We start from the raw sequence: 24,186 nt of genomic DNA on the forward strand, positions 1-24,186 counted from the left end.
ACCCTTCGGGGTTCGTGAATACAGGAATGTTATATGAAAGATCGGAAAACCAATAAATTAAAGAAAGAGCAGATGATTTCTATGGCATTTTGTATTGAATTCAAGTTACTTCAAATGAATGACACTAAAGCATTATATATGTATGGAGATTGTTCGGAAAATCTTGAAGGATTATTTGAATTAGATTTAGAGAAATTAATATCAGGGGGAACTTCATTTGATACTGATATAAGAGAAGTAGTGAGAGTAATTAGATCATGTATTAGTGATACAGAACATCAGCATAAAGCCAATAGGGCATTTAGTAAGGTTTACAAACACTATAAAGAGACAAAAGAATATTTATTAGAAGGTGGATATTATGCCTAGAGATTATCAATTAAAACAATGAGTAAAACAAAATTGTGGTAGCTACTCTAGATGCCCGATCCATCATATAACATAATATTCACGCTGCGGGCATACGCCCTTGGCCCGGCGTTCGCCGGACACCCGGCATTGCCGGGTCGTGAATACAGGAACGTTAGCCGAAATAGCTTAAAATAAAAAGGTGATCTAGTGATCACCCAATAGTCATGCTATCTTCTTTCTATCTGTAAACCATGATTAATGGCAAAAATGACTTTTGGATCATTAATTTTATATGTCACAGCTCCTGATTGTTGCCCATCTTTTTTTATCAAACCCATCTTTTCCATTGCAATAACATAGTTATTAGTAGAACTTCCTGTACCTGCACGTTCATTCAATTGGTTCTTTGTGAAAACTTCATTTGAGAGTTTTTGTAAATGAGCAACATAAGAGTAGACATCCATTGTGTTTGAACGAGCATTTATTCTTTTTGGATAATACTCGTAAAAATTAAATTTAAGCACAAAATTTGTGAAACCTTTAACAATGGCTTCTTCAGAAAGAAAATTTGCTTCAGAGTCGATTTCATATTGTGCTTCAAATATTCTATTAATTATGTGCCATAGATCTCTTGGATTGGAATTCGCTAATTTGAATAGTTCTTTCATTGTAGTTGGATTGATGTTTGGTGCAAAAATTTTTGTGAAATCGGTAATTTTATCATTTGAGTAAGTTTTTAATCTTTGGTTTAAAGCATTTGTTAAGTCAGAATCATTCCAAGTGATTTCTGGACAATAATGTTTTTGTGTTCTTACAGTATCTCTAATCAAAGCAAAAGGAACTGCCCAAACAGAGATTATCAATTGAACTTCTTGATTTAATAACAATTTATTATCAGTAACTACAGGTTTTATGAATTCAGATATACCTTCAGCATCATTCTCAAATCGAGGGTCTTCATCTAATTTATCAAATGTGATAATAACCTTTTTATATCCCATTTTTTTTATTATATTAATGAATCTTTCAATAAGAGAGTAAGTTGCATCTATGTCTAAGAATCCATCATCAATGCCAGTAGAAAGTTCAGGGAAAAATTCTTTAACTTTCCCCTCTTGTATTAGAGGAGGGAGTTTTGAGAAGTGAGACGTAATAGTATCGGAAATAAAGTTAGTGGCTGCTGTAGCTCCATAATTTAAAGTGAAACGAAAAAAATTATAAACCTTTTTTGTGCTGCGCAGTAGTTTTCGAGTTTGCACTTGTTCAATTTTGTCTCTTAAATTCCGCTTAGTTACGCTTTCTATATAATTTTTAAGCAAGTAAGAAAGCAATAGTTTTTCTTCTTTTCCTAGTTTATTTAGTTTACTTTTATAGTGGGCTAGACTTAGAAATACACTCGAGGTTAATGCTTTTAAAATTAAAGTGTAAAACTCTCTTAATTCTACTTTGGTTGATAACTCGGAAAAGTTATCAATTGAACAAATAAGAGAAAGTTCAGCATTTTCCTTTCGAAGTAAATCGTAAAGTAAAGCAGTTTTTCCAGTACCTCGATTTCCCACTAACATCATTGTTCGATCATGATTAAAGCTTTCTATAATAGGCGCGTAATCAGAAGGTTGAATAAATAACTGCTCTAATTTATCTTTTTCATTCTCAGTTGTATAAATCGTAAAGGGATATTCAACTAAACCAAGGCGAGAATATAGTTCTTTAAATGAAGACTTATGATCAATCATAGTTCAATTCTCCTAACAAATATTGAAGTTGGTATTTAGTTCTATAGTACAATTATTTCACCAAGAAAAAAAGAGTACAGAGGACAATCCTACAAAAGGAGACTTCAGCTAACATAATATTTACGCTGCGGACATACGTCCTTGATCCGGCATACGCCGGATACCCAGTATACGCTGGGCCGTAAATACAGGAACGTTATAGGAAAGTCTTGAAAAACTAAATCATTTTAAGGACTGAACAGATATGCTCAATAAGCAAGAATTATATCGAGAAGAGTATAAAGAATACCTTATGGATTTATTCTCAAAGGCTTGGAATAGAAAACCAGTTGATTTCATTTATAGCTTGCTTAGAGTAACAGGTATACATCAAGGGCATTGGGACCCTTACACTGAACTACTGGAGGGTTTTGAGGACTACAACAACATATTAAATTATTCAGATACTCTGAAAGGAAAGACACCTTTCAGAGTAGGCCTCTTAATGTATTGCCAAGCAATAGAAATAACAGCTATACATGAGTTGTTAGCAAACTTATTAAGATGTGCAAGTGGACAAGAATTTGTAATAAAACCGTTCTCTCAACTTCATATAGGCAAAAAGAATAACCCGTTTTCTTATGTTCCTCCAAGTGCTAATAAGAAAATAAAAGAACTAAAGAAAATAGCTAATTCTATAAACGACACTAAGTTTTCATCAATTATCGATTCTTTTTATAATGATCAGATTCGTAATTCTTTCGTACATTCAGATTATTGCATAACATCTGAAGAATATCGATGGACTGAAGGCGGGCCTGCTTCTTCAGTAAGTCTAGATTATATAAATGATTTAATTACAAGAACATTTGCTTTTTATGAAGCACTATTAAACGTTTGGAAGTCGTGGCTTCTTTGGTTCAATAAACATCCTAAATACTTCAAGTTACCACAGTATGAAGTATTTGAGCTTTTAACAAACGAGAATGGACTTTATGGATTTGAAGTACATTTTTCAAACGGAGAAAAAGCACACTTTTCTAGAGAAGCCAATAAAATTGATGCTGTGAATTTAAGTCCTAATGAAGATGGTACTATTAACTTTTTTGTTGGTGACTTAGGAAAGCTAGAAAGATTGTGGAAAATAAATGGGAAAGAATTTGTAGAATAAAAAGAAGGTAACATCCTATAACATAATATTCACGCTGCGGACATTCGTCCTTGGCCCGGCATACGCCGGACACCCAGCATGCGCTGGGTCGTGAATACAGGAACGCTAGATGAAATCGTCGAGTTCTAAAAATATTTTGGAGGTTGGGCATATGAAGTTTAAGGAGATCATTCCTATACTCCGTATTTTTGATGTAATTAAGACAAGAGAATTTTATTTAGATTACTTAGGATTCAAAGTGGATTGGGAGCACCGATTTGAGGCCAATTCACCTCTTTACATGCAGATATCAAAGAATGATTTAAAGTTACATTTAAGTGAACATTATGGAGATTGCAGTCCGGGAGCTGCAATTAGAATTGAATTAGAAGGAATCAATGAATATCATAAGGAACTTATTGAGAAGAAATACAATTTTTCAAGACCTGGATTGGAAAGTACACCATGGGGAAGCGAAGAATGCTGTGTCATTGATCCATTTGGAAATAGAATTATTTTTTATGAATATAAAGAAGAAGATCAGTAATATAACAGAAATCGTTGTAGGCAGTTCAAGGAGTCGACGACATTATCTAACACCACATTCACGCATCGGGGCACACGCCCCTTGGTCCGCAGGAAGCATTTTCGAGGAAGCTAATTCGGCGGACAACCCTGCAGCACCTAACCGCGTCGCGGCCGAAAATCTTGGGAGACTAAGATAAGAGCTGTCTTAGTCTCCCGGGTTTCCAATGGTGAAGGTTCGTGAATGCAAGAACGTTATAAGAAATCAGTGCAAAAACTCAAAATCTACAAGCATCTACTTTCAAGAAAAAAATATAAGTACCATGGCAAACATATTTCATCTAAATAGGAGGTTGTGTAAATGGCATTTCCAACACATATTGTATCGGCTGGCGGAATTGTTGAAGACGAGAAGGGAAACATCCTGTTAGTAAAAGCTCATGACGATGGTTGGGTTTATCCGGGTGGAATAACTGAAGTTGGTGAGAACTTGATTGATGGCGTAATTCGTGAAATCAAAGAGGAAAGTGGAATCGATGCTACTGTTAGCCATTTAATCAGTGTCGTGTCAAACACAGCGATACATAAGTGGTATGACGGTGTGACTGATGTTCCAACGAAAGTAATGTTTGATTTCGTATGCAAATCTTTAGGTGGAGAGTTATCTACATCTGAAGAAACAAGCGATTGCAGGTGGGTTCCAAAAGAAAATGTGCTAGACATGATTACTTTACCTGCAATCCGCATGCGTTATGAAGCCTATTTGAACTTTAATGGGTCTGTAAACTATATTGAATACGTTACTGCAAAAACGTCAGAATGTAATATCAAACTCCAGAAGCATGTTTAGTTGCACGAGACGTGAACTGCATATGGGTCTCAAAGAAGGCGCTGACCTCTTACAACATAATATTCACACTGCGGACATTCGTCCTTGATCCGGCAGTCGCCGGATACCCGACATGCGTCGGGTCGTGAATACAGGAACGTTATACGACAATCTCTAAAACACAAAAAAGAGGAAAATCTAATGCCAATACGTGCCGTTGCCTTAGCGATTATTAGAAGAAATAAAGATCAAATACTTGTGCAGGAAATAATCTCTCCAGATTGTTCAACAACATTTTATCGGCCGATTGGAGGGACAATAGAGGTTGGAGAAAACAGCCAAGTGACTTTAGTTAGAGAAATAAAAGAAGAATTGAATCAAGAAGTTGAAGAACCTAACTTAGTGGCAGTAATTGAAAATATTTTTAAAGTAGAAGAAATAGGACATGAGATAGATTTTATTTACGAAGCAGAATTTAAAGATCGCACTCTATACAATCGAGAAGAATTTGAAGGAATAGAAGGTAAGGAATTATTCAAAGCGATTTGGAAGCCAATAAATGATTTTGTTAAGACTGAAGAAAGCATAAAGTTGGTCCCAGACGGCTTATTAGAATTCTTAACCCGTAAAGAAAGTAAGGACCAAAGAATAGTAACGCATATAAAAACGATATAAATTACAATGCCTCTTGGAAATAATTCAAGAGGTGAGATCGTTGTATAACATAATATTCACGCTGCGGACATACGTCCTTGGTCCGGCATTTGCCGGACACCCGACATGCGTCGAGTCGTGAATACAGGAACGTTAGCAGAAATCAGCGGGAAGGCGGTTAAATATGAAAAGAGGTTTATCTTTTCAAATACCAAATAAATATGGTAGCTTTCTAAGAGAGATTTTGAGGCCAATAAATATATCTTCATATAATTGGTATATAGGAGGTGAAGAATCATATCTTGTTATAAATCAGGAGTTAGATGAACCGCTTTTTCCAGAGATGATATATGGGATGAACGGGGAAGAACTGAAAAATATAATTGAAAATAATATATATTATCTGATTTTTGCAAATCTAAATGCTTTTCCAATTGGAAAGAATGCCACGGAATTAACGACGTATAAAGAGTATATTGAAAGTGAATGTTTGTTATCATTATTGATCATTGATAGTAGTTATGTTTCTATTTACTGCAAAGATCCAAACTTGATTGAAAGCCTGTATAAAAACGCATTGAATAAAAATTATGAAAAACTTAAATATGTAACTGATGATAATGACACTAGAACAAAGCTCTCTGTATGGTAATTGGTTTCTTTTAAAAGTGATGCTTAAGTTGATTCATGGAAGTCATTGACATCTGTTAACATAATATTCACGCTGCGGACATTCGTTCTGGGTCCATTATACGTTGGATCGTGAATACCACAACGTTATCTGAAATCCTTAAATTGCATTAGGAGAATTTAATATGGATTTAATTAAATTTAAAACTAATCTATTGTTCTATAAAATATATAAGAATATAGCTTCAGGAAGCGACTATTTAAATTGGGGATTTTCGTTACTTGAGAATGATGTGGAATCAGAATCATTATTTAAACTTTCGTCAATGAGTAAAGCCGATAGTCTATTTATATTTGAAGATTTTTTTTATAAATTACTTGAAGAAATGGGATTGAAAAGACCCACTGATGAAGAGACTGTAGAAGCACATATTATTCTAATGTGTCAGGAGATTATAAATCAAAAAAGTGATCTTCTAAAGATTGCGAGTGACATATTTAGAGAGGTAGTTGAATTACATTATCCAGACGATTTGGTTGTATGGCTTGAAATTAATGATGCTATAGATAGAGTTATTTATGATAATGAGGGAGAGAAGCAAAATGAAGATGCACTAAGGAAACGAATAATTTATGAAGCCAAAAAATACTTATCCATACAAGAAGCAGAGGACATCATATAACATAATATTCACGACTCGACATACGTGGAGCCGTGAATACAAAAACATTATATGCAATGCCTGCAAGAGCATGAAGATCAAAATCAAATTACCATGAGGTGAATTTTATTATGGGATCCAGAATCATGCATCTGATTATCGGTTATAAAATTGCCAAGAAATTGAACATCGCGGATAAAACTTCATTTTTGCTGGGCAGCATTGCTCCGGATGCTGTGATTACAAAAGATGAATCTCATTTCTACAGAGGAGAACATCAGAACTTTACAAGATACATAGACTATCAAGAATTTCTGGATAAATATAATTCACAATCAAATAACATGTATGTGCTTGGGTATTTTGCACATTTAATTGCAGATGAGCAGTGGATGAAGGGATTTTATATGCCTTGGCTGAGAAATCGAATGGAAGCAGATCCTGGAGTGTATCCACTGTACCACGATGATTTCAAATTACTGAATGGAAAGCTATTAGAGCACTATGATTTTACTACTCAAATGAGGGAAACAATCAATAATGAAGCGAATAAAGTCATTGATCTAGATGAGGTAAAGTTCAATGATGTATTAGAATTTGTTCCCTATGTGTTAGGCGATATGGAATATGAAGAACAAGCAATAAATGAACCGCTAAATGTCTTTAGGTTTATACAGATCCAAGGATATATCGAAACATCAGTTAATGTCGCAGTTATGAATTTACAACAATTATTTTCGAAAGAAGTTTAGTTTAATTAGCAGATCTAGAGAAGGTAGAGACAACATATAATACATATCTCATGTTTTAGTCATTCTGCCTTTGGGCGAATACATGTTGGAAGTGGGTTCTGAACTAATACGTAGAATAATATGGTGAAATATGTAAAAATAAATGTTGCAATAGCAGTTACTAAGCCTCAATCATGCGCTTAGTCATGAATACAGAAATGTAGATGAAATCCTTACAAGATATTTAGGAGGGAATATGAAAACTATCAATCACTTACAAACTAAACCTTCAAGTCGCTATAATGACTTTGATCCTGAACAAGAGGGCAACAAAAACACCAAATTTGCTGATTTAATAATTGATGGGCAATCACTTTATCAGACATTGAAAGAACATGATATGGTCCCAGTTCTTGGATGGGGAAGTGATGAATATCAAAGGCAAATAATAGATTACTTTTTACTCAAACAAGCACATCCTTATTTGTATCACAGATATCCAATTTTAGTCTGCCCTTGGTGCGCAGACGAGGAGTGTGGTTTTATTTCAGTCCTTATTGAGAGAAAAGAAGACGTAATTATATGGCGAGATTTCAAACTAGATTCTGATAAACCTATCGATATAGGACCTTTTTATTTTAAATGGGCAGACTATAAGAAAGTAATAAATGATACATTCGGCACTGCAGGGATTCAATAACACTTTACAAAGTATTTATAGACTTAATTTTAGAAATATTATAGTGACGGAGAACTCTTCCAGGTACCAAGTAACCAGTAGATTGTAAATAAAACAAAGTTACATGAAAAACTCTAAGAACAGAGAAAGAAGGTGCTGAGCAGGAGAAGCAGTTGGGGCGGATGGAGTATGTGAGCAAGTTGCGTATGGAGAATGCTGCATCATACGGACGATTCGATTGGGGAAATCGCCGACCGAATCGGTTACCGCGACATGTATTATTTCAGCAGGGCATTCAAAAGTATTACGGCATTTCCCCGCTGCGTTACCGGATTGACCGTGTTTCCAAAATGAATGACGATTATACAAAGAATTTGCTGCGCAACCGCACGGCTTCATCGGACGGCTCGGCTCAAGGTCTGGTAGTCTGCCATATGCGGGGAGAATACCGCGCGAAGAAATCACTGCAGCGTATCGCCGTACTCGATGTGCAGTATGCCGATCACCTGCTCGCGCTAGGGCTGTCTCCAGCAGGAAGTGTCGGATCGGGAAGTGCATCGATCCAGTTTCCGCCGTTGATTCGGGACAGACTGCAAGGCACCGAGCTGCTCGGGACGTATGAGTACCCGGATCTGGCAGCCGTGGAGCGACTGGCGCCGGATCTGATCATTTGCACCGAAGTTCATGATCGGCATTTTGAACGGTTAAGCGGGATCGATCCCGTCCTCATGTTCAAGCGCAACGATAGCTGGCAGACGATTCTGGGACTTTTCGGTGAACTGACCGGCAAACGGGCGGAAGCCAAAATCATCCTGGCGGATTATTATCGACGCACCGCGCTATTGTCCGAAGAACTGGCTCCGGTATTGGCAGGGCAAAGGGTGGCTCTGATCCGTCCGCTCGATTCGCTCGTTCGCGTTCATTCGGCTGCCCATCGCACAGGCGCCGTACTGTACCAGGATCTTGGTCTGCCTATTCCGTTATTTGTGGCGGATACTTCAGATACGGCGTATCATATCTCGGTAGACAGGCTTCCGGCTGTGCAGGCCAGTCATTATTTTCTGCTTAGCAATCGGACGATGCAGGGCGGTATATTGGCGACCGAGCAGCAGGTGCTGGACATGCTCGATACTCATGCGCGCCAGCATATTCACTGCGTGGATGCGGTAACCTGGATCGGCTGTTACGGACCGATCGGGATTAATGGTATTGTGGATCAGATTGAGCAGGCCTTGTTGACCGGATTGTAGGGGTGAAAAGATGTTGGGAATCGAGACGTTAGTCGGCAGACAAGTCAATCGCACAGAGGAAGGTGATTCTGTTGAAGCAAGGACTCATTGTGCTGCTGAACGGAACTTCAAGTTCGGGAAAGACCAGCATATCTACTGAATTAATCCATCAGAAAGAGATCCATTTCCACCATTTATCCATAGACGATTTTTTTCATAATTACAATAATTTTGTTAACAATAAACTTCTGGATGAACCTCCAATAGAATTAGATCATCAAGTTGTCTCGCAAATCGTCGATGACTCCATATTCTCTGTGTACCATTCGACAGTTAAATTATTTTCAGAAATGGGATTGAATGTAATTGTAGATACTGTCATCGACAACGATAACCGATTTAACGAGTGTCTTGATGTGTTTTCTGATCAGCCCGTATTGTTCGTAGGCGTACTGTGCTCGGAAGAGGAGCTTATAAGAAGGGAACAACTAAGGGGAGATCGCAACATTGGACTGGCAACCTCTCAGTTCGACCAAGTGTATCGTGTTAAGGAATATGATCTTGAATTAAATACGGAACAGTTGAATCCAACCGAATGTGCCGAGGCGATTTTAGGCTTTATTAAGTCGGGCAAGGAGTATTCGGCATTTAGGAGATTAAGTGAAAGGAAGGTTGATGTTTCATAGATGATCTATACTTTGGAAACATAATATTTACATATGGAACATACGCCTTGATCTAACATACATTACTGCATAAATATATTAGTACTATACGATCGGAGAGGAATAGTATGAAATTAAGCAGAATAGAAGAGCTATCTATAGAAGACTGGCGTCAACTTGGGAATTTTGGATATATTTCGACTCATAAATATGAGCTTGTAAAAGAAGAGACTCAGAATTTCTTCAGCATGCGTCTAAACCTAACCCAATTGGACTCACCCTATGTGAAAGAAGAAATGAACAATGAAGATGATCTGAAACAATATAACGAAATAATAAAGCAGGGGTATTCGTTTGGGCTGTATAGTGAAGGCAGCATCATAGCAGCTGCAATTGTAGAACCGCAAAATTGGAATAACACACTGATGATCTGGCATCTTCAGGTCAATGAAAAACACACAAGAAAAGGCTATGGGAGATTACTGCTTAATCGGGTGAATGATATGGCCAGGGAGAAAGGCTTCAGGGCAGTAACGGTAGAAACTCAAAATACCAATGTGCCTGCAATTCATTTTTATATGAATTGTGATTATCGCATTGAAGGGATTGATGTATCGCTATATTCAAACAATGATACAACGAACGAAGAAATAGCTTTGTATATGAGGAAGAAGATTGAATAGAGAGTAACTGTTGAACCATGAACATAAAGTGTGATCGCAAATCATTTCTTCAAAGGATTTATCTAGATCGATCGACCTCGTCTATTATGGCTATGTAGATCAAATGCTGATTTGGATATTGATTTATATGCAAGTGGTAATGAATTGGAGTAGATCCAGGCAGTCAGTTAACATTACAATTTATATGCTGCTGCGGGCCTATCTCCTCGATTTGACAGAGTCGGTCCTTCGGTATAGGTTGGAGTCAGCTCTATACGAAAGTTATGTGCAATACTACAAAAGCATACAGCAAAGGAGATCTTTTGCAAACGACGAGGAAATGAGAATTTACGAATACCAAGTTTAATTTGAATATAAAGGAGTGAATTCATTGCAATATAAAAGTCTTGAAGAAAGAGTCATACGAATGGAATACTATCTATCTTTAATGCGGGATATGGTCATTGATCCGGAAGCTTATGCTTTATGGGATTATATTATGAGCGAGGAATTGAATGAAGAACAAGCAAATAGAATGATTAGTTTATTAAGAAAGCACCATGCTCAGCTGCAATTGGGTGAAGCTGAATTAAATAAGTCTGTAGAATCCGCACTCTATTTGGATTTAAAGCATTTGCTGGACTCATTTGGAAAACCGGCAAATGAGAAAGCTGCTTACAGCGTTATTATTCGAGCATCAAAACTTCCTATTTTTCCTCATTATGCTGTACTATTGCAGAACTCAAAAAAAGAGGGGTGATTTTTGAAAACAAAAACGGCAAGTGAGTTGGATTTTAATGTAAAATTAAATATGGGCATCGAGATCAATCAGGTGAATAGTATCAAATTGATGACCAATCAATTACTGAGAGGCGGATCTCATGATCACATTTGAAAAGGGAAATACAAAGTTCAATTTTAGAGTCGCCGGAATTGCTATTCATGATAATCGGGTTCTATTACATACAACGTTGAAGGATGACTTTTGGAACCTCCCTGGAGGGCGGGTTGAATTCAATGAGTCGACAAATCAAGCTGTCGTGAGAGAGCTGCAAGAAGAGCTGGATATTGAAGTTCAAAATGATAAATTACTTTTTGTGAATGAGGATTTCTTCGAATACGATGGCAAGCCATTTCATGAAATTGGGTTTTATTATTTAATCTCTTTTCCCGAGGGGCATGAAATCACAAAGTATGAAGAAGAATTTCATGGAGTCGAAGATGATGGAAGACTTATTTTCAAATGGTTCCCTATTGATCAATTGAAAGAGTTAGAAGTCTATCCTGAAATCTTACGGACTGAACTGCTTACATTGAAAAGCAGCAATCATATCCAGCATTTTGTGAATCACCGATAAACTCTTGGAAAATTTGGAGCAAAGGAGCTGAAGAATTGAGAATATTATTTACTTTAGTCTTGGCTGTTGTGCTTTTGACTGCCTGTACGAATCCGGATGAGGCAATTAAAGCTGAAGACTTATATGGCAGCGCGGATGAAGCTATTTCGAATTATTTCAAAAAAAATAATATTACATCCGCCATAGCCTATAATATGAACACAAAAACCATCCTTTTGGTGGAAGAAGGCGCTGAGGCATATTCAATAGCTGAGCTTATTAAGAACCAGGACAATAGGTATGCTGTAATAAGAAGAGGGGATTCGGTTCTAATCTATAATTCTTTAGGAGCATCTTGGCCATTTTCCGACATGGAGGGTAATCCATATAAGGTTGATATCAAAAAGCCCGGTTATGACAATACGAATGATGCAATATTTCATAAAGAAATGGGACTGTATATCACGATGGAAGTCAAAGAATCAGATCAATATATACGGAGTGAAGATTATGAGGTACTGAAATCAAGGTAGCATCGCCTTATTTAAGCTACATTCAGTACCAGGAATGCTCCGAACTGGACACCGCTCTTTCATAGCAGCGGCGTCACCAACTTCACTTCCGGGAAGCGGCGATCCGTTCCTTTCATCAAGGAACCGTCTCGATCTTTCAAATACATATCAAAAAAATCCAGCATACAGGCATTAACCACAGTGCTCGCTCGCTCCGGTGCAATCTTGCCCGTAACTCCCAGCAGGCTGAATACCGGAGAAACGAACTGCACATCGGTAAAATTCAAATGCTCTGTGTTCGCGATATAGAGCACCTGTCCCCCTTTGGCGATCGTGGCGCGCATCCGATCCAGCTCCAGTTTCTTGTCTTCCGCTACCTGCTCTTCCCACTCTCTAGTAGAACCCATCTGTTCAATCTCTGCATCCGTATAGACCCGGTGCTCTATTACCCTTTGTAATTGGTGAAAATAGCTCTCCGAGGTAATGAACAGAAACGGCTTGCGCAGACTTTTGCCGTCATGCAGTCCATACAGCCCTCCATCCAGATCGATACCAACGGTGATACGCGGATCGTAAGCAGCGTCGTACGCTGTGGCTCCGCCGATCGAGTGACCAAACACTCCGATATGAGCAAGATCCAGCTTTCCCTGAAGAGGACTCGGCAGCTGCCCGGACTGTATGAGCTGTAACTGATCCAGCGTAAACGTTACATCATTGGTTAACACTTTGCCCAGCTGGTCCCGACTCTCTCTGCCTGTCTCGTAATCATCATCTGGTGAGAATAGATTCTTGGTGGTATTGGTGGTGATTTGGCCGTCCGGCAGTTCGGTTGCAAAGGTGTTATATGTATGGTCGATCACTGCCACGATATATCCATGACTCGCCAGCTCTTCGGCTTGTGAAGTATGGAGGAATCTGGATGAGCCATTGCCGGGATTGGCGAGGATCAGCGGGTAGGAGGGCTGGGCCGAAGAGACCTTGGCTCCGGCATAAGAGTGACTGGATACGTACTTCAGGTGCTGGAAAGTAAACCCGGGAAGGCCATACTCTGCAGCCATATAACCTAGAATCCGGGTATCGGGAATCATGGGCGCATACTTGCCGGTGGGTGCTTGAGCCGGATACCATAGCTGTACCATTAGCTCACGCTTGCCATTTTTGGCTGTGACGAAAGTCTCATTCCGGTGGGTGTCCACGAAATGAAACGTCTGTGTGCCTACCTGGTATTCACCTGTCGGTGCAGGCAGCTTGAATACCGGAAAAGCATACAGTAGACCTCCTGTGACAGCCAGCATGATCGCCATAGCGGTATAAGCTGTACCTAGCAGGAATCGTGGGAGTTGTCGAGGAGCTGACTTTCTGAAATAGCCATAACCCGAAATGGCTAAAAAAGTGATGGCTATACCGTAGGAGAGCAGCAGCTGGATTCTGTATCCTTCTATTGTCCAATGAATGACCATTACAAGTGCAGCAATCCCGCTTGCAATGAACATGGGGGTGCTACGTCGTTCTTTTCTTAACAGGATCGATAATGCCAACAGACCGATAGTTGTGAGAAAAAGCAGCAGTTCAAACAGTCGCATAGTAATTCTCCTTTTTAAAAGCAATTTGGGGTAGTGGATGAGAAAATTGTTAAGTGCTATCTGAATAAAGAATTCATGTATATAGACGATGACTCTGTTGGTTTTATAACATTAGCTTAAAAAGATTAAAGTAATCACTACAATAAGGCTGCACTATATGTATTCTGCTCAAGGAAAGGAGATCCAATGAGTTTTGATATAAAAAACTATTTAGATACCTACTTTAAACATATAAAGATCGAATCGCCTCTGTTTTATAACGCTCCTGTAGGTATCCGCTTCGAATTGGGAGTGTCGTACCGGGGAGTAGACGACCCCAAATATTTCTTGACCGTTCAATTACGTGCCAAGACCATTTTTGAAGCGTTATTCGATGAACAAGATGAAGTGATCGTTCTGGTTAAGAGGTTTACATATGTTGAACCATATTTAGCTTATAATGTGGGTGATTCCCTATTTTCGAGCAAATATATCAAAGGCGATCTGGACGCAAGAATCCAATTGTACGAAGAATTACCAGTGTATGATGAAGATGATGGATCACTGGTGGGCTATTCACAAACCTTCTATATCCAGTGCCTGCGATCCGAAGTGGCCTATTCCAGTATTATCCGAGCGATTGGCAATCAGGATTTCGCTATCAAGCCATTTATAACAGACGGTGTATTTTTCATTAATCCTGTCAGGCATACGATCTTTTTCATGTACGATGACAGAGGTCTTGATGTGATAGCGAATAACAAGAATGAGTTACAACCGCTATATACAGTATTCAACAACTGGATTCTAGATTATGACAGAGAGAGAATAATAGGGATTTTTGAATGATAAAAAACCAAGGATGTGGCAGGGAAGCCATGGAGAAAATAATGGAGTTTGTTCGTACCTATCCTGCCGGGCCAGCACAGTACTGCTGGATTCCCTACAGTCTGGACAATATCGCAGCCAAAAAGCTGTATTAAACACTCAAATATAAGCCATGCAAGTTAATTACATTACTCGGGACTCAAGACCTTATCGTCAAATCCCTCTAATATGAAGTAGACCGTCTTTACATACATTGTCAAACACAAAACAGGTCGAATAATCAGTCGGAGGAATCCTTATTTTGAGAAAGTTATCCTTTTTTATTGCCAGTATCCTGCTCGTCACGGTGTTGTCCGCTTGTTCGGGCGGTACATCCAGCCTGAATCAGGCAGGTGCAGGTATGACGCCAGGCGAGAGCCAGAAAATTGAGAAATACAACTCGTATGTCATGCTGAACAACCTGATGACAGGCCGACTCAATGAAGTGTTGATTCATTACTTTGAGAAGTTCGGTACAGACAAGAAGCCTGTCATCGAGAAAAATGTTAGCTTCATCATGCTCGATGTTCCGGCAGCTCAGCGAGACGTGATTGAGCAAGCGAAAGGGTATACGAACCGTGAGCCTGATTTTGCAAATGCAGACACCGCCGTGACCAAGCTGACACCAGTTCTTCAGGATCTGTTGACCGTTCTGGACGAGATGAAAGTCTACTATGACAGCAAAGGCTATGTGGACGATGATTTTGCTAAAGGCAAACAGCTGCATACCAAGCTGATCCATGCCAATCTCGCTTACGAGAAGGCAGCTCAAGAATATTTTACCGCTCTGCGAAAAATGGATGCCGAGCAGCGCCAGGCAGATCTGCAAGGTTTCAAGGATGCCGATCAGCAGATTCGTTATCATGCATTGAAGTTCATGATCGATGCCGAGGCTACTGCTCTCGAAATGAATGAGCAGGGGATCAACGCCAGCAATGTACTGCAGCTCGATATGAAGAAGTTCAAAGCCAAATATGATCTCATGACCGCGGATCTGGAGGCACTTGTGACTCTATCCAAAGACAAGGCACAGATTCAAAAAGAAGGACTGAATAGCTTCAGTATCGAGAATTATGTTCATTCTGCCACAGAAGCCAAAGCAGCCGCTTCAAAAATCATTGAACGCATCAATAACAAGAAACCCGTATCGGATTCGGATCTGAGCGGTCAGTTCCTGCATACTACAGATGGTACGCCAGAGAATTTCAGCTACCTGCTCAGCACTGCGATTGAACGATATAATGAGATGAATTAAGAGAAAATACAGGCTCATACAGATTGGGATATTAAGACCTCCCTTCAAAGGCAAACTGTAATGGTACAGCTTTGGAAGGGAGGTTACATACCATATTGGCTCATCAAAAACTGAATACAGGAACCTAGGAAGTACAGACCCCGAATCAAGCCAATATAAGAGCGCAAGCCTTTTGGAGGAAAACTATTCATCATTATACAGATGGCTTGTATCAGAAAGAGAACGTCGGGACAGCAAATAATGCCGGAAAATTGGTTTTTCGATTTAATAATAGAACGATATAGAAAGATCACTCAGACATTATTAATAAAGAAATAAGAATGGAGCATAGAATTATGAAAATCTATAACTTTGGCAGTGAGACAGGAAAAAATATCGAATCCTTTAATAGCAAAAACTTGATTATGACAAGGATTTTAAAAGAAACCAAAGATACTCATATTGGGTGTATGTATATCGGAGAAAATGGCATTGTTGGTCTTCATCAAGCACCAGTCCCCCAATTGTTATTGGTTGTAAGTGGAGAAGGCACAGTTAAAGGGAAAGAGAATAAAGAATTTTCTATTAGAGCGGGATTTGCAGCTTATTGGGAAGCACAAGAATGGCATGAGACCAAAACAGAAACAGGCTTAACGGCTATCGTTTTCGAAGGAGAGTCACTTGATCTGATGATGAGAGAACAAGAATGGTTACATTTGGAATAATTCAGCGTATAGGGTTGATAGCGCTAACAAAGGGGACTTGAAATGGACTTTGATATCATGCAAGTAAACCAGGAACAGAGAGAAGTATTGGCTAATCTCATGCAGTTTTACATCTATGATTTTTCTGAATACATCAAATTTGATGTGGAAGAAGATGGGAGATATAATCCTTATCCTTTGGAAGATTACTGGAAAGATGTAAATCATCGATTTGCCTACATCATTAAGCAGGAGAATAAATATGTAGGGTTTGTATTGGTACGTTTCATTGAAACCGATGAACGGAGTTATTATTCGATTGTGGAATTTTTCATATTAAAGAAATATAGACGAGAAGCAATCGGAAAGGGTGCAGCTGCTCATATTTTCAATCTGCATAGAGGACCATGGGAGGTCCATCAAATTGAGAGTAACCGCTCTGCTCAGAAGTTTTGGCATGAAGTTATTGATGAATATACACAAGGTCAATTCAAAGAGCGGATAGAAGAAGAGAAGACCATTCAAAACTTTGTCAGTTAATTAAATCAAGTGGACATTATAAAGTGACAGAGGTTTACTGATCACTACACCAGAACGAACGAGGGGAGGAGAGTACATAATGAAGATACGCCTTTCGGAATATGATGAGAACTGGACACGCATGTACGAAGAAGAAACCTATTTATTGCAGGAGATATTCGGCAAAGAGATAGTGAAGTTTGAACATTTCGGAAGTACAGCCGTTCCAGGTTTGAAAGCAAAACCAGTCATTGACATGATATGTATTGTGAGAGATATCGAAGCGATTCAAAGTTTTAATGAAAAAATGTCTTCACTGGGTTATGATGCAGCAGGTGAATGGGGGATACCGGGTCGCAACTTATTTCGTAAAGGCGGAGAAAATCGAACCCATCATATTCATGTATATCCCGTGGATCATCCGCAGATAAAGCGGCACTTAATATTCCGGGACTATCTGAAATCCCATCCGGACGAAATGAGGCGTTATGGAAATTTGAAAGAAGAACTGGCGCAGCGCTTTGATGATACTACGTTCTACAGCAAAGCGAAAAAGCCATTTGTACAGGAGATGGAGCAGCGTGCTCTGCAATGGCATATGGACAAGAACAGATCAATAAATGAACACCACAATAATTGACCAATGAAAAGATGGTAATATATAAAGTTTATACAGTAATGAACATAAACGCTGACGCAAGGAGGTCAATTACATATGGCCAGAAAGAAAAAAACGTTACCCAAAAACTTTGACGAACTCATCGAGGCAGGTGACCTCTCCGCATTGCAGGAAGTATTTACCCAGTGCGATTGGGATGCCCGCGGCGGCTACAGCAAATCAACAGCCCTGAGCTTTTACAATGTACCGGCTGAGCTGATCCGCTGGCTCGTGCAGCAGGGGGCGGATGTCAATGCCAGGGACAATTACCAACGAACCCCTCTGCACAGTCATGCGATGAGCTGGTGCGGTCATACAGAGCTGCTGCTTGATCTCGGTGCAGATATCGAGGCAGCGGATTATCGCGGTGAGACGCCTTTGTTTGCCGCGGCAGCATCATTCAAGCCGCAGGCAGTCGATACGCTGATCACCCGGGGTGCCAACATCCATATCCTAAATGGAATGGGCCAGACCCCACTCGAAAAGGCGCTGGTATCATGCAGAAATACGGATATTGCCAATATGGCGGAAATGGCAGAACTGCTGCTTCATGCGGGTACTCCCATTACACCGAAAATGCAGGAGGCCGTAAAACAAATCGGAAGCCAATTTGAATTCCATCGGGAAGGGTTCAACAAAGAATATTTGGAGCAGACCGACCTGGGACTGTCGCGTCTGTATGAGCTGTTTGACAGGACGCCTGTGGAGAAACGCAAGATGCACGATGGAATCTCTCTCATAACCGTATCGGCCAGGGATTGGCGGGAGCAGCATGATGAGCTCTGGAGCTGGCTGATTCCATCCAAAGGACACGCGCAGACCGTACAGGGCGAAGTGATCCGCATCACCGGTAAAGTATCTTACGAAATTCTGGATAACGGAGCCGGCAACTGGGATAATGAATTCCGCAAAATGCTGCGCAGCTTGATTCGGTATTTTGGGATGGGTACGCCTTTACATGCAGATCTGCTGGAGGAGGCAGAAATTCTCGTCCAGACACTTCGCAACGGAGACGGAGATGTGGAAGCTGCAAGACTGTGCGAGCTGGCGGTGCAGTGGGTACTGAACAATCCGAATCCTATACTTATGGAGCAGCCGGAGTATGAACGTTGATTTTTTTGGTTGATTTGTATATACGTATAATGGAGCTGCAGAAAGGATAACAAATGAACACAAAACTGATTATGATCGAAGGATTACCGGGTTCAGGGAAATCCACTGTTGCACAAATGGTGTCTGAAATACTTTCTGAACAGGGGAAGCAGGTTTTGTTATTTCAAGAAGGCGATCCGGAACATCCTGCTGACCATGAGAGTGTATCTTTTTATAAGGGAGATGAATTCGCTCATTTGTTATCCAGGTATGAGAAATATGCCGAACTACTGGAGAATAGAGCGATGAAGTACCACAGCGATTTTTTGCTTCCTTATCAAAAAATAAAAAATGAACAGGAAGTGGATTTTCCGGATGAACTATGGCACGAATTGTCGCAAAAAGATATTTATGAACTCCCTTTTGAACAAAACATGGAGATCGTTACACATAAATGGAATGACTTTCAACGGGAGAGCATACATACGGATTCTATATTTGTGTTTGAATGCTGTTTTATGCAAAATCCATTAACGGTAGGAACGGTAAAGTATAATAGGGACAAAAAGGAAGTTGTTAATTATGTATTGCAGTTGGAAAATAGTATAAAGCCGCTGGAGCCGCTGTTAATCTATATTGACCAACAGAATATCGGATCGGTTTTTGAAAAAGCAGTACAAGAACGACCAAAAACATGGTCAGATGGATTTATTAAATATTATACCGAGCAGGGATTTGGAAAAGTGCAGGGGTATAACGGATTGGAAGGAACTATTCAAGTACTTCACGAGAGAAAAAACATTGAACTGGAAATCTTCGATTTATTGAGTATCAACAAGCGCAAGATTGATAATTCTTATTACAATATGGAGAAGTGCAGAGAAGAAATCAGGGGAATACTTGGGGCATTAGTGTTTTAATCAAATAGTGGATAAACATGAGGAAAAGATATGCTTTCAAAGGATCAAAAGCGAAATAGGAGGATCGGTAGGCAGAAATGATTAGAGATAAGGAAATTACCGCCGTGGAGCTTCTTTCTCATATAAAGTCAGGACAGAAGAAATTTTACAATGTTGAGGTTTTGGATAATGGAGAAATCAAAAATACGCTATGCGATAATATCATTTTTGAAGAGTGCTGCATGGCAATAGATTTTACTGGATCAAGTTTTAGAAAATCAAAATTTATTGGATGCAACATTAAAACGTGCAGCTTCAGAAGTGCGGATTTAACGAATGCGGAGTTTATTGATAATGCTGTTTGCTCAGTGGACTTTTATAATGCGCAGATCAAAGGCATCCTTTTTCAAAACAATTACTGGCATAGTTTTGAGTTAGTTCAGAAAGATATAGTCAGGATGGCAAGAGAAGAAGGTTGAAATGGACTGTTTAGAGAAGTATACAGATTATAATTATATAATCACATTAACTTTAAGGAGGTTATTCAATGGGAGTGGACTTTACTGCTTACTTGGCGCATGAATTTCAAGAAAAAGATCTAAATAGACTCGTTCAAGATTTAAATGAGAATATTGAACAATTTCAGTTTATAAATAAATTTATTGATTATTTTATGGAGTACAATCCAGAAGATAAAGAAAAAGAGTGGAGGTTTGACTCATATAATATTGGTGGAACAAAAGGTATCCTAGGACCTTGCGGGATCAATTTAGTATTCTCCGAAAAGGTTTGCCGGTTTTCCCACTATACTAGATGGAGATTTTTTCTAATAGACAAAGAGATTCAATGTAGATTCAGAGAAGTAAGTTATGAGTTGATGCAAATTTTGAATTCTCCATTTGTAATATATGTTCCAGATAGCTCTGCTAGAGAATCAGCGATAGTGGACTTTCTTTGGGAAGACGAAAATAAAGATGTTTTCTTTATGCAAGAATGGCTGCTGAATAATTGTGGACCATCCAAACAGAGTATTGAGGAAATATATGTGGAATATGAAGATTATTGGGAATCTAAGGGATATTTTATAGATGAATTTAACGATTTTTAAAGAAGCTCAATTATCACTGGCTGTTATAACATAATATTCGTAGGTTGAAAGTATTGCTTTTGATCCAGTAAAGAATTGTATGATAAATGAAGCAAATTCCTATAGGTAAAGGAATGAGGGTTGCCAGAGTTAGAAATGGATGAATAAATTGTATATTCATTAAACTTTTTAAATACATCCATATTATAAAGATATGTTAGGAAGGAATCTAATGAAGCTATTTTATAAACAGTGGCCTTTGACTTTGAATGGTGATCATTCGCAGCCGCAAATAGAGACTCCTCTCGGAACTATTCATTTATCACTGGTTATTTCTGGGCGCTGTTATCTGTCCAATTATTCTTCCAAACTACCCAAGGGTGGTTCATTGTATACATATTATTACGATTCATTTGACTGTGAACTAATTATTTGTCGTCCAAAACTTAATATGAATTCGCACTTGATTGTAGAAGAATGCTGGGGAGCCGTCTTTAGGATAAAGCCTCATTCAGGTTCTCAAATCGATACATGCAGCTTCTCGGCTTACTGGGAAGCCAATTACAATTGGACACATTATGGATCAAATACCGGAGAGAACCTTGACGCTGCAGCATATGAGAATCAGATTTATCAATTACATTTGGGTACACAGGATATGAATACGTTAATCACAAGGAAGAACCGGAATGATATGATTCCCAAATCACTAGGATCGAACCCTGATATTGAGCATGATCATTCGATTCAATTATCGGATCGAGGAATTAGTGTCGCCATGACACCCATTGATTCTGGTGAGATATGTCAGATACACTTTTTGACGGCCTGGAATAAAAATGTGAAAGATGAGATTGCATCCTGGTATGCAGTAGACCAGAATGCAGAAGATATATTAAAAGGAGAAGAAATATGGTGATAAATTATAGATGTATTGTGGCTCATATATCAAATCAAAGAAAGCAGGTGGTGATTGAGATTGTGAATTATTGTGAAGAAATCTCTGGCAGCATTGAAAGAAACAATAAGCAAAGAAGGATTGTCTGATTGTTGAGTCATAATTATGTTTCATGATTGTCACCTAAAAGGGAATATCACTATATTTGATAATATATTGGGGAACGGACCAAATGACCATATTGGAATCATAATAAAAAAGGAACAAGGGAGAATCATTACAGCAGAGGGGGATTTTCACAATAGATCAGGGATATTTCAACGAACAAAGGAACAAATCAACGGATATATTCGAATAGAGGATACTTATTGATAGATTGGGCAAGTGGAGCCCCAGACAGTGATTAAGAATCATCAAACGCCTGAATATTATTCTCAAACTAATAACGTCGTATAAAGCCAAAACCAGATGGAGGTTTAATGATAATGACGAACCCAATTCAGAATAAAATTAGAGGAGTATTCATTCCGGTCAGTAATATTGAACAGGCGAGGGATTGGTATTGCAGTTTACTTGGTTTACCTTCTGATGAAGAGATATATTTTGGGCATATTTATGTGCTGCCGATGCAAGGGGGAATTAATATAATTTTAGATAGTAAGATATATTCTCCTCACCATGTACATAATATTCCAGTTCTGCAATTAGCGACAGATCATATTGATAGGTCATATGATTATTTGAAGTCACAGGGTGTAGGCATACTTACTGAGATCCAAGATGGTCACTGGTTTAATATCCAAGATCCTGACGGGAATGTTCTCATGATATGCAAATAGGAATTATATTTTGGCGATGTAGTCAGCATATATAGGCTGCATTTGCACATTGGAGTTGAGATGTAGAGATGAGAAAGATACTTGTTATCATCCTCTTATTGATAAATGTCTGTCTGGTAGCTTGCCAATCCAACAATAATGTAGCTGCAGAAATAGAAGGCCATTTGAACAAGATCATTGGTGATAAGGAAATTGCCGCATCCAGTGCTCCCATCGATTATATCGAGCACAACCGGCAAGAGTACGACAGCATTATCAATACAGGTGAAGATGGTTTGCAGTATTTGACTGCAGAACTGAAAAGCAGCAAAGAAAATGGACTGAAAGAATGGATTATGGCAAAAGCAAGTACAGATATTTTGAAGACGGATAACCCGGTCACAGAGTGGTCGACAGGGAAAGAATGGATCAACAAATACACAGCGCATGAATGAGTTTGAAATCAAACATATTCCGATTAGATGAATTCATACAGGAGGGTTTATTATAAAATTATTATTTATCTGCAGTCGAAATCAATGGAGAAGCCTAACCGCCGAGAAAATATTCGAAGCATACGGACTGTATGATGTTAAATCCGCAGGAACCGCAGAAAATGCTAGAATCAAAGTAAATGCCGGCCACATCGGCTGGGCGGATCTGATATTCGTTATGGAGAAGAAGCATGAACGAAGACTGAAAGCCAAATTTGGACAAGATTTGGACGGGAAACGAATCCTAAGACTCGATATCGAAGATGAGTATGGATACATGGATGAAGAACTGATAGAACTGCTAAAATCAAGAGTTTCCGAACATATTGAAGTGCCCGAATAATAGAAGGAGGCATACATATGCCATGGCCAATGGTTCACTTTGCAGTATCCAATCAACTCCATTCCGGCAAGCCTACGCCCCAACTGTTACTCGGCAGCATCGCGCCGGATGCTCTGCATGCGAGAGGGCAGACGACCAGAGAGGAGAAGGGATTAACACATCTCGTTCAAAATGATCGTCTGGCGAGCGCAGCACTCATTATGAAGACGCTGCAGCAATACATCGATCAGCATCCTGAGCGGGAATGGACAGACTTTATAGTCGGCTACTTTACTCATATTTATACCGATGCCAGATGGACGCATGGTCTGTACGAGCAATTCAGCAGCAATTACAGCGGCGAGGATAGACGGTATGCATATCATCAGGAGGCTGCACAGATTGAATTTGAACTGCAGCGATCGCTGCGGCTGCAGGATGGAGATGACCCGGTCAGGTTGCTTCTGCAGGCTAAAGCTTACGCGGTGGAACCTTTTGTGACCGAGATGGAAGTCAATCGCTACAGGGAGATGAAGATAGAATGGCTGAATGATCCTCGAAATGAGCCGCATATCGCTCCAGATTATTTTACGGTTGAGCAAGTGGACCAGTTTGTGCAAGCAACGGCGAGTGAGATACAGGAGCTGTTCAGGAAGTATGGTCTGGAGCATTTGCTGTAGATCGGCTGGAGTCTGAAATAT

The 24,186-nt window shown here is 39.3% G+C and carries 31 protein-coding genes; 29 read left to right on the forward strand and 2 right to left on the reverse strand.

Annotated elements, in window-relative coordinates; translation table 11 throughout:
• The first annotated feature begins 33 nt into the window (after positions 1-33).
• Positions 34-369 (forward strand): hypothetical protein, encoded by a 336-nt coding sequence (locus WH45_RS06380; protein WP_052723642.1) that lies wholly within the window; start codon positions 34-36, stop codon positions 367-369.
• A gap of 209 nt (positions 370-578) precedes the next feature.
• Here the strand turns inward: WH45_RS06380 and WH45_RS06385 are convergent, their stop codons facing one another.
• Positions 579-2,087, reverse strand: a complete 1,509-nt coding sequence (locus WH45_RS06385) for a P-loop ATPase, Sll1717 family (protein ID WP_046213551.1) — start codon at positions 2,085-2,087, stop codon at positions 579-581.
• Positions 2,088-2,331: 244 nt separating this feature from the next.
• On the opposite strand from WH45_RS06385, the gene WH45_RS06390 reads away from it, so the two are divergent.
• The 14 genes from WH45_RS06390 (at position 2,332) to WH45_RS06460 (ending at position 12,352) form a co-directional block, all read left to right on the forward strand.
• A complete protein-coding gene (locus tag WH45_RS06390; protein WP_046213552.1) occupies positions 2,332-3,237 on the forward strand; it encodes a hypothetical protein in 906 nt (301 codons plus the stop codon).
• Positions 3,238-3,388: 151 nt separating this feature from the next.
• On the forward strand, positions 3,389-3,763 hold the full coding sequence (locus tag WH45_RS06395) for a glyoxalase superfamily protein (protein ID WP_046213553.1): 375 nt from the start codon (positions 3,389-3,391) through the stop codon (positions 3,761-3,763).
• 339 nt (positions 3,764-4,102) lie between these two features.
• Positions 4,103-4,591 carry an NUDIX hydrolase gene (locus tag WH45_RS06400; protein ID WP_046213554.1) on the forward strand — a complete coding sequence of 163 codons (489 nt, stop codon included), beginning with the start codon at positions 4,103-4,105 and terminating at the stop codon, positions 4,589-4,591.
• 180 nt (positions 4,592-4,771) lie between these two features.
• The gene (locus WH45_RS06405; RefSeq protein WP_046213555.1) at positions 4,772-5,245 is read left to right on the forward strand and encodes an NUDIX hydrolase; all 474 of its coding nucleotides are present in this window, start codon (positions 4,772-4,774) and stop codon (positions 5,243-5,245) included.
• Between the two features lie 163 nt (positions 5,246-5,408).
• Entirely contained in the window at positions 5,409-5,876 is a 468-nt protein-coding gene (locus tag WH45_RS06410) for a DUF2691 family protein (protein ID WP_046213556.1), read from the forward strand.
• 163 nt (positions 5,877-6,039) lie between these two features.
• Positions 6,040-6,537 carry a hypothetical protein gene (locus WH45_RS06415; RefSeq protein ID WP_046213557.1) on the forward strand — a complete coding sequence of 166 codons (498 nt, stop codon included), beginning with the start codon at positions 6,040-6,042 and terminating at the stop codon, positions 6,535-6,537.
• 110 nt (positions 6,538-6,647) lie between these two features.
• Positions 6,648-7,268, forward strand: a complete 621-nt coding sequence (locus WH45_RS06420; protein WP_046213558.1) for a zinc dependent phospholipase C family protein — start codon at positions 6,648-6,650, stop codon at positions 7,266-7,268.
• Between the two features lie 235 nt (positions 7,269-7,503).
• The gene (locus tag WH45_RS06425) at positions 7,504-7,947 is read left to right on the forward strand and encodes a hypothetical protein (protein ID WP_046213559.1); all 444 of its coding nucleotides are present in this window, start codon (positions 7,504-7,506) and stop codon (positions 7,945-7,947) included.
• Between the two features lie 170 nt (positions 7,948-8,117).
• Positions 8,118-9,176 carry an ABC transporter substrate-binding protein gene (locus tag WH45_RS06430; RefSeq protein WP_456093679.1) on the forward strand — a complete coding sequence of 353 codons (1,059 nt, stop codon included), beginning with the start codon at positions 8,118-8,120 and terminating at the stop codon, positions 9,174-9,176.
• A 71-nt stretch (positions 9,177-9,247) separates the two neighbouring features.
• Complete coding sequence (locus WH45_RS06435) at positions 9,248-9,841, forward strand: chloramphenicol phosphotransferase CPT family protein (protein WP_046213560.1); 594 nt, start codon at positions 9,248-9,250, stop codon at positions 9,839-9,841.
• Positions 9,842-9,948: 107 nt separating this feature from the next.
• The gene (locus WH45_RS06440; RefSeq protein WP_046213561.1) at positions 9,949-10,503 is read left to right on the forward strand and encodes a GNAT family N-acetyltransferase; all 555 of its coding nucleotides are present in this window, start codon (positions 9,949-9,951) and stop codon (positions 10,501-10,503) included.
• 370 nt (positions 10,504-10,873) lie between these two features.
• A complete protein-coding gene (locus WH45_RS06450; RefSeq protein WP_052723643.1) occupies positions 10,874-11,242 on the forward strand; it encodes a DUF1878 family protein in 369 nt (122 codons plus the stop codon).
• Between the two features lie 121 nt (positions 11,243-11,363).
• Positions 11,364-11,840: an NUDIX hydrolase gene (locus WH45_RS06455; protein WP_046213563.1), complete on the forward strand. Its 477-nt coding sequence runs from the start codon at positions 11,364-11,366 to the stop codon at positions 11,838-11,840.
• Between the two features lie 35 nt (positions 11,841-11,875).
• Complete coding sequence (locus WH45_RS06460; RefSeq protein ID WP_046213564.1) at positions 11,876-12,352, forward strand: hypothetical protein; 477 nt, start codon at positions 11,876-11,878, stop codon at positions 12,350-12,352.
• A 59-nt stretch (positions 12,353-12,411) separates the two neighbouring features.
• Here WH45_RS06460 and WH45_RS06465 read toward each other — a convergent pair whose 3' ends face one another.
• On the reverse strand, positions 12,412-13,914 hold the full coding sequence (locus tag WH45_RS06465; RefSeq protein ID WP_046213565.1) for an alpha/beta hydrolase family protein: 1,503 nt from the start codon (positions 13,912-13,914) through the stop codon (positions 12,412-12,414).
• Positions 13,915-14,100: 186 nt separating this feature from the next.
• Between WH45_RS06465 and WH45_RS06470 the strand changes: the two genes are divergently transcribed.
• The 14 genes from WH45_RS06470 to WH45_RS06540 all read left to right on the forward strand — a co-directional run bounded on the left by WH45_RS06470 (position 14,101) and on the right by WH45_RS06540 (position 24,165).
• On the forward strand, positions 14,101-14,742 hold the full coding sequence (locus tag WH45_RS06470) for a DUF3885 domain-containing protein (protein WP_046213566.1): 642 nt from the start codon (positions 14,101-14,103) through the stop codon (positions 14,740-14,742).
• Positions 14,743-15,022: 280 nt separating this feature from the next.
• Positions 15,023-16,015, forward strand: a complete 993-nt coding sequence (locus WH45_RS06475; RefSeq protein ID WP_046213567.1) for a YiiG family protein — start codon at positions 15,023-15,025, stop codon at positions 16,013-16,015.
• A 335-nt stretch (positions 16,016-16,350) separates the two neighbouring features.
• Positions 16,351-16,719 (forward strand): cupin domain-containing protein, encoded by a 369-nt coding sequence (locus tag WH45_RS06480; protein WP_046213568.1) that lies wholly within the window; start codon positions 16,351-16,353, stop codon positions 16,717-16,719.
• 42 nt (positions 16,720-16,761) lie between these two features.
• Positions 16,762-17,238, forward strand: a complete 477-nt coding sequence (locus WH45_RS06485; RefSeq protein WP_046213569.1) for a GNAT family N-acetyltransferase — start codon at positions 16,762-16,764, stop codon at positions 17,236-17,238.
• Positions 17,239-17,317: 79 nt separating this feature from the next.
• Positions 17,318-17,857 carry a GrpB family protein gene (locus WH45_RS06490; protein ID WP_046213570.1) on the forward strand — a complete coding sequence of 180 codons (540 nt, stop codon included), beginning with the start codon at positions 17,318-17,320 and terminating at the stop codon, positions 17,855-17,857.
• A 75-nt stretch (positions 17,858-17,932) separates the two neighbouring features.
• A complete protein-coding gene (locus tag WH45_RS06495; protein ID WP_046213571.1) occupies positions 17,933-18,988 on the forward strand; it encodes an ankyrin repeat domain-containing protein in 1,056 nt (351 codons plus the stop codon).
• A gap of 53 nt (positions 18,989-19,041) precedes the next feature.
• Positions 19,042-19,887: an adenylyl-sulfate kinase gene (locus WH45_RS06500; protein ID WP_046213572.1), complete on the forward strand. Its 846-nt coding sequence runs from the start codon at positions 19,042-19,044 to the stop codon at positions 19,885-19,887.
• Between the two features lie 77 nt (positions 19,888-19,964).
• The gene (locus WH45_RS06505; protein ID WP_046213573.1) at positions 19,965-20,345 is read left to right on the forward strand and encodes a pentapeptide repeat-containing protein; all 381 of its coding nucleotides are present in this window, start codon (positions 19,965-19,967) and stop codon (positions 20,343-20,345) included.
• Between the two features lie 68 nt (positions 20,346-20,413).
• Entirely contained in the window at positions 20,414-20,974 is a 561-nt protein-coding gene (locus tag WH45_RS06510; protein WP_046213574.1) for a hypothetical protein, read from the forward strand.
• 211 nt (positions 20,975-21,185) lie between these two features.
• The gene (locus WH45_RS06515; RefSeq protein WP_046213575.1) at positions 21,186-21,872 is read left to right on the forward strand and encodes a hypothetical protein; all 687 of its coding nucleotides are present in this window, start codon (positions 21,186-21,188) and stop codon (positions 21,870-21,872) included.
• 464 nt (positions 21,873-22,336) lie between these two features.
• Positions 22,337-22,690 (forward strand): VOC family protein, encoded by a 354-nt coding sequence (locus WH45_RS06525; protein ID WP_046213577.1) that lies wholly within the window; start codon positions 22,337-22,339, stop codon positions 22,688-22,690.
• Between the two features lie 164 nt (positions 22,691-22,854).
• Positions 22,855-23,124, forward strand: coding sequence for a hypothetical protein (locus tag WH45_RS06530; RefSeq protein ID WP_052723644.1), 270 nt, complete (start codon positions 22,855-22,857; stop codon positions 23,122-23,124).
• A 52-nt stretch (positions 23,125-23,176) separates the two neighbouring features.
• Positions 23,177-23,506 carry a low molecular weight protein tyrosine phosphatase family protein gene (locus WH45_RS23875; RefSeq protein ID WP_046213578.1) on the forward strand — a complete coding sequence of 110 codons (330 nt, stop codon included), beginning with the start codon at positions 23,177-23,179 and terminating at the stop codon, positions 23,504-23,506.
• Positions 23,507-23,523: 17 nt separating this feature from the next.
• Positions 23,524-24,165: a hypothetical protein gene (locus WH45_RS06540; RefSeq protein ID WP_046213579.1), complete on the forward strand. Its 642-nt coding sequence runs from the start codon at positions 23,524-23,526 to the stop codon at positions 24,163-24,165.
• Positions 24,166-24,186: the final 21 nt, after the last annotated feature.

The organism is Paenibacillus wulumuqiensis (genome assembly GCF_000971965.1).
Lineage (GTDB): Bacteria > Bacillota > Bacilli > Paenibacillales > Paenibacillaceae > Saccharibacillus > Saccharibacillus wulumuqiensis.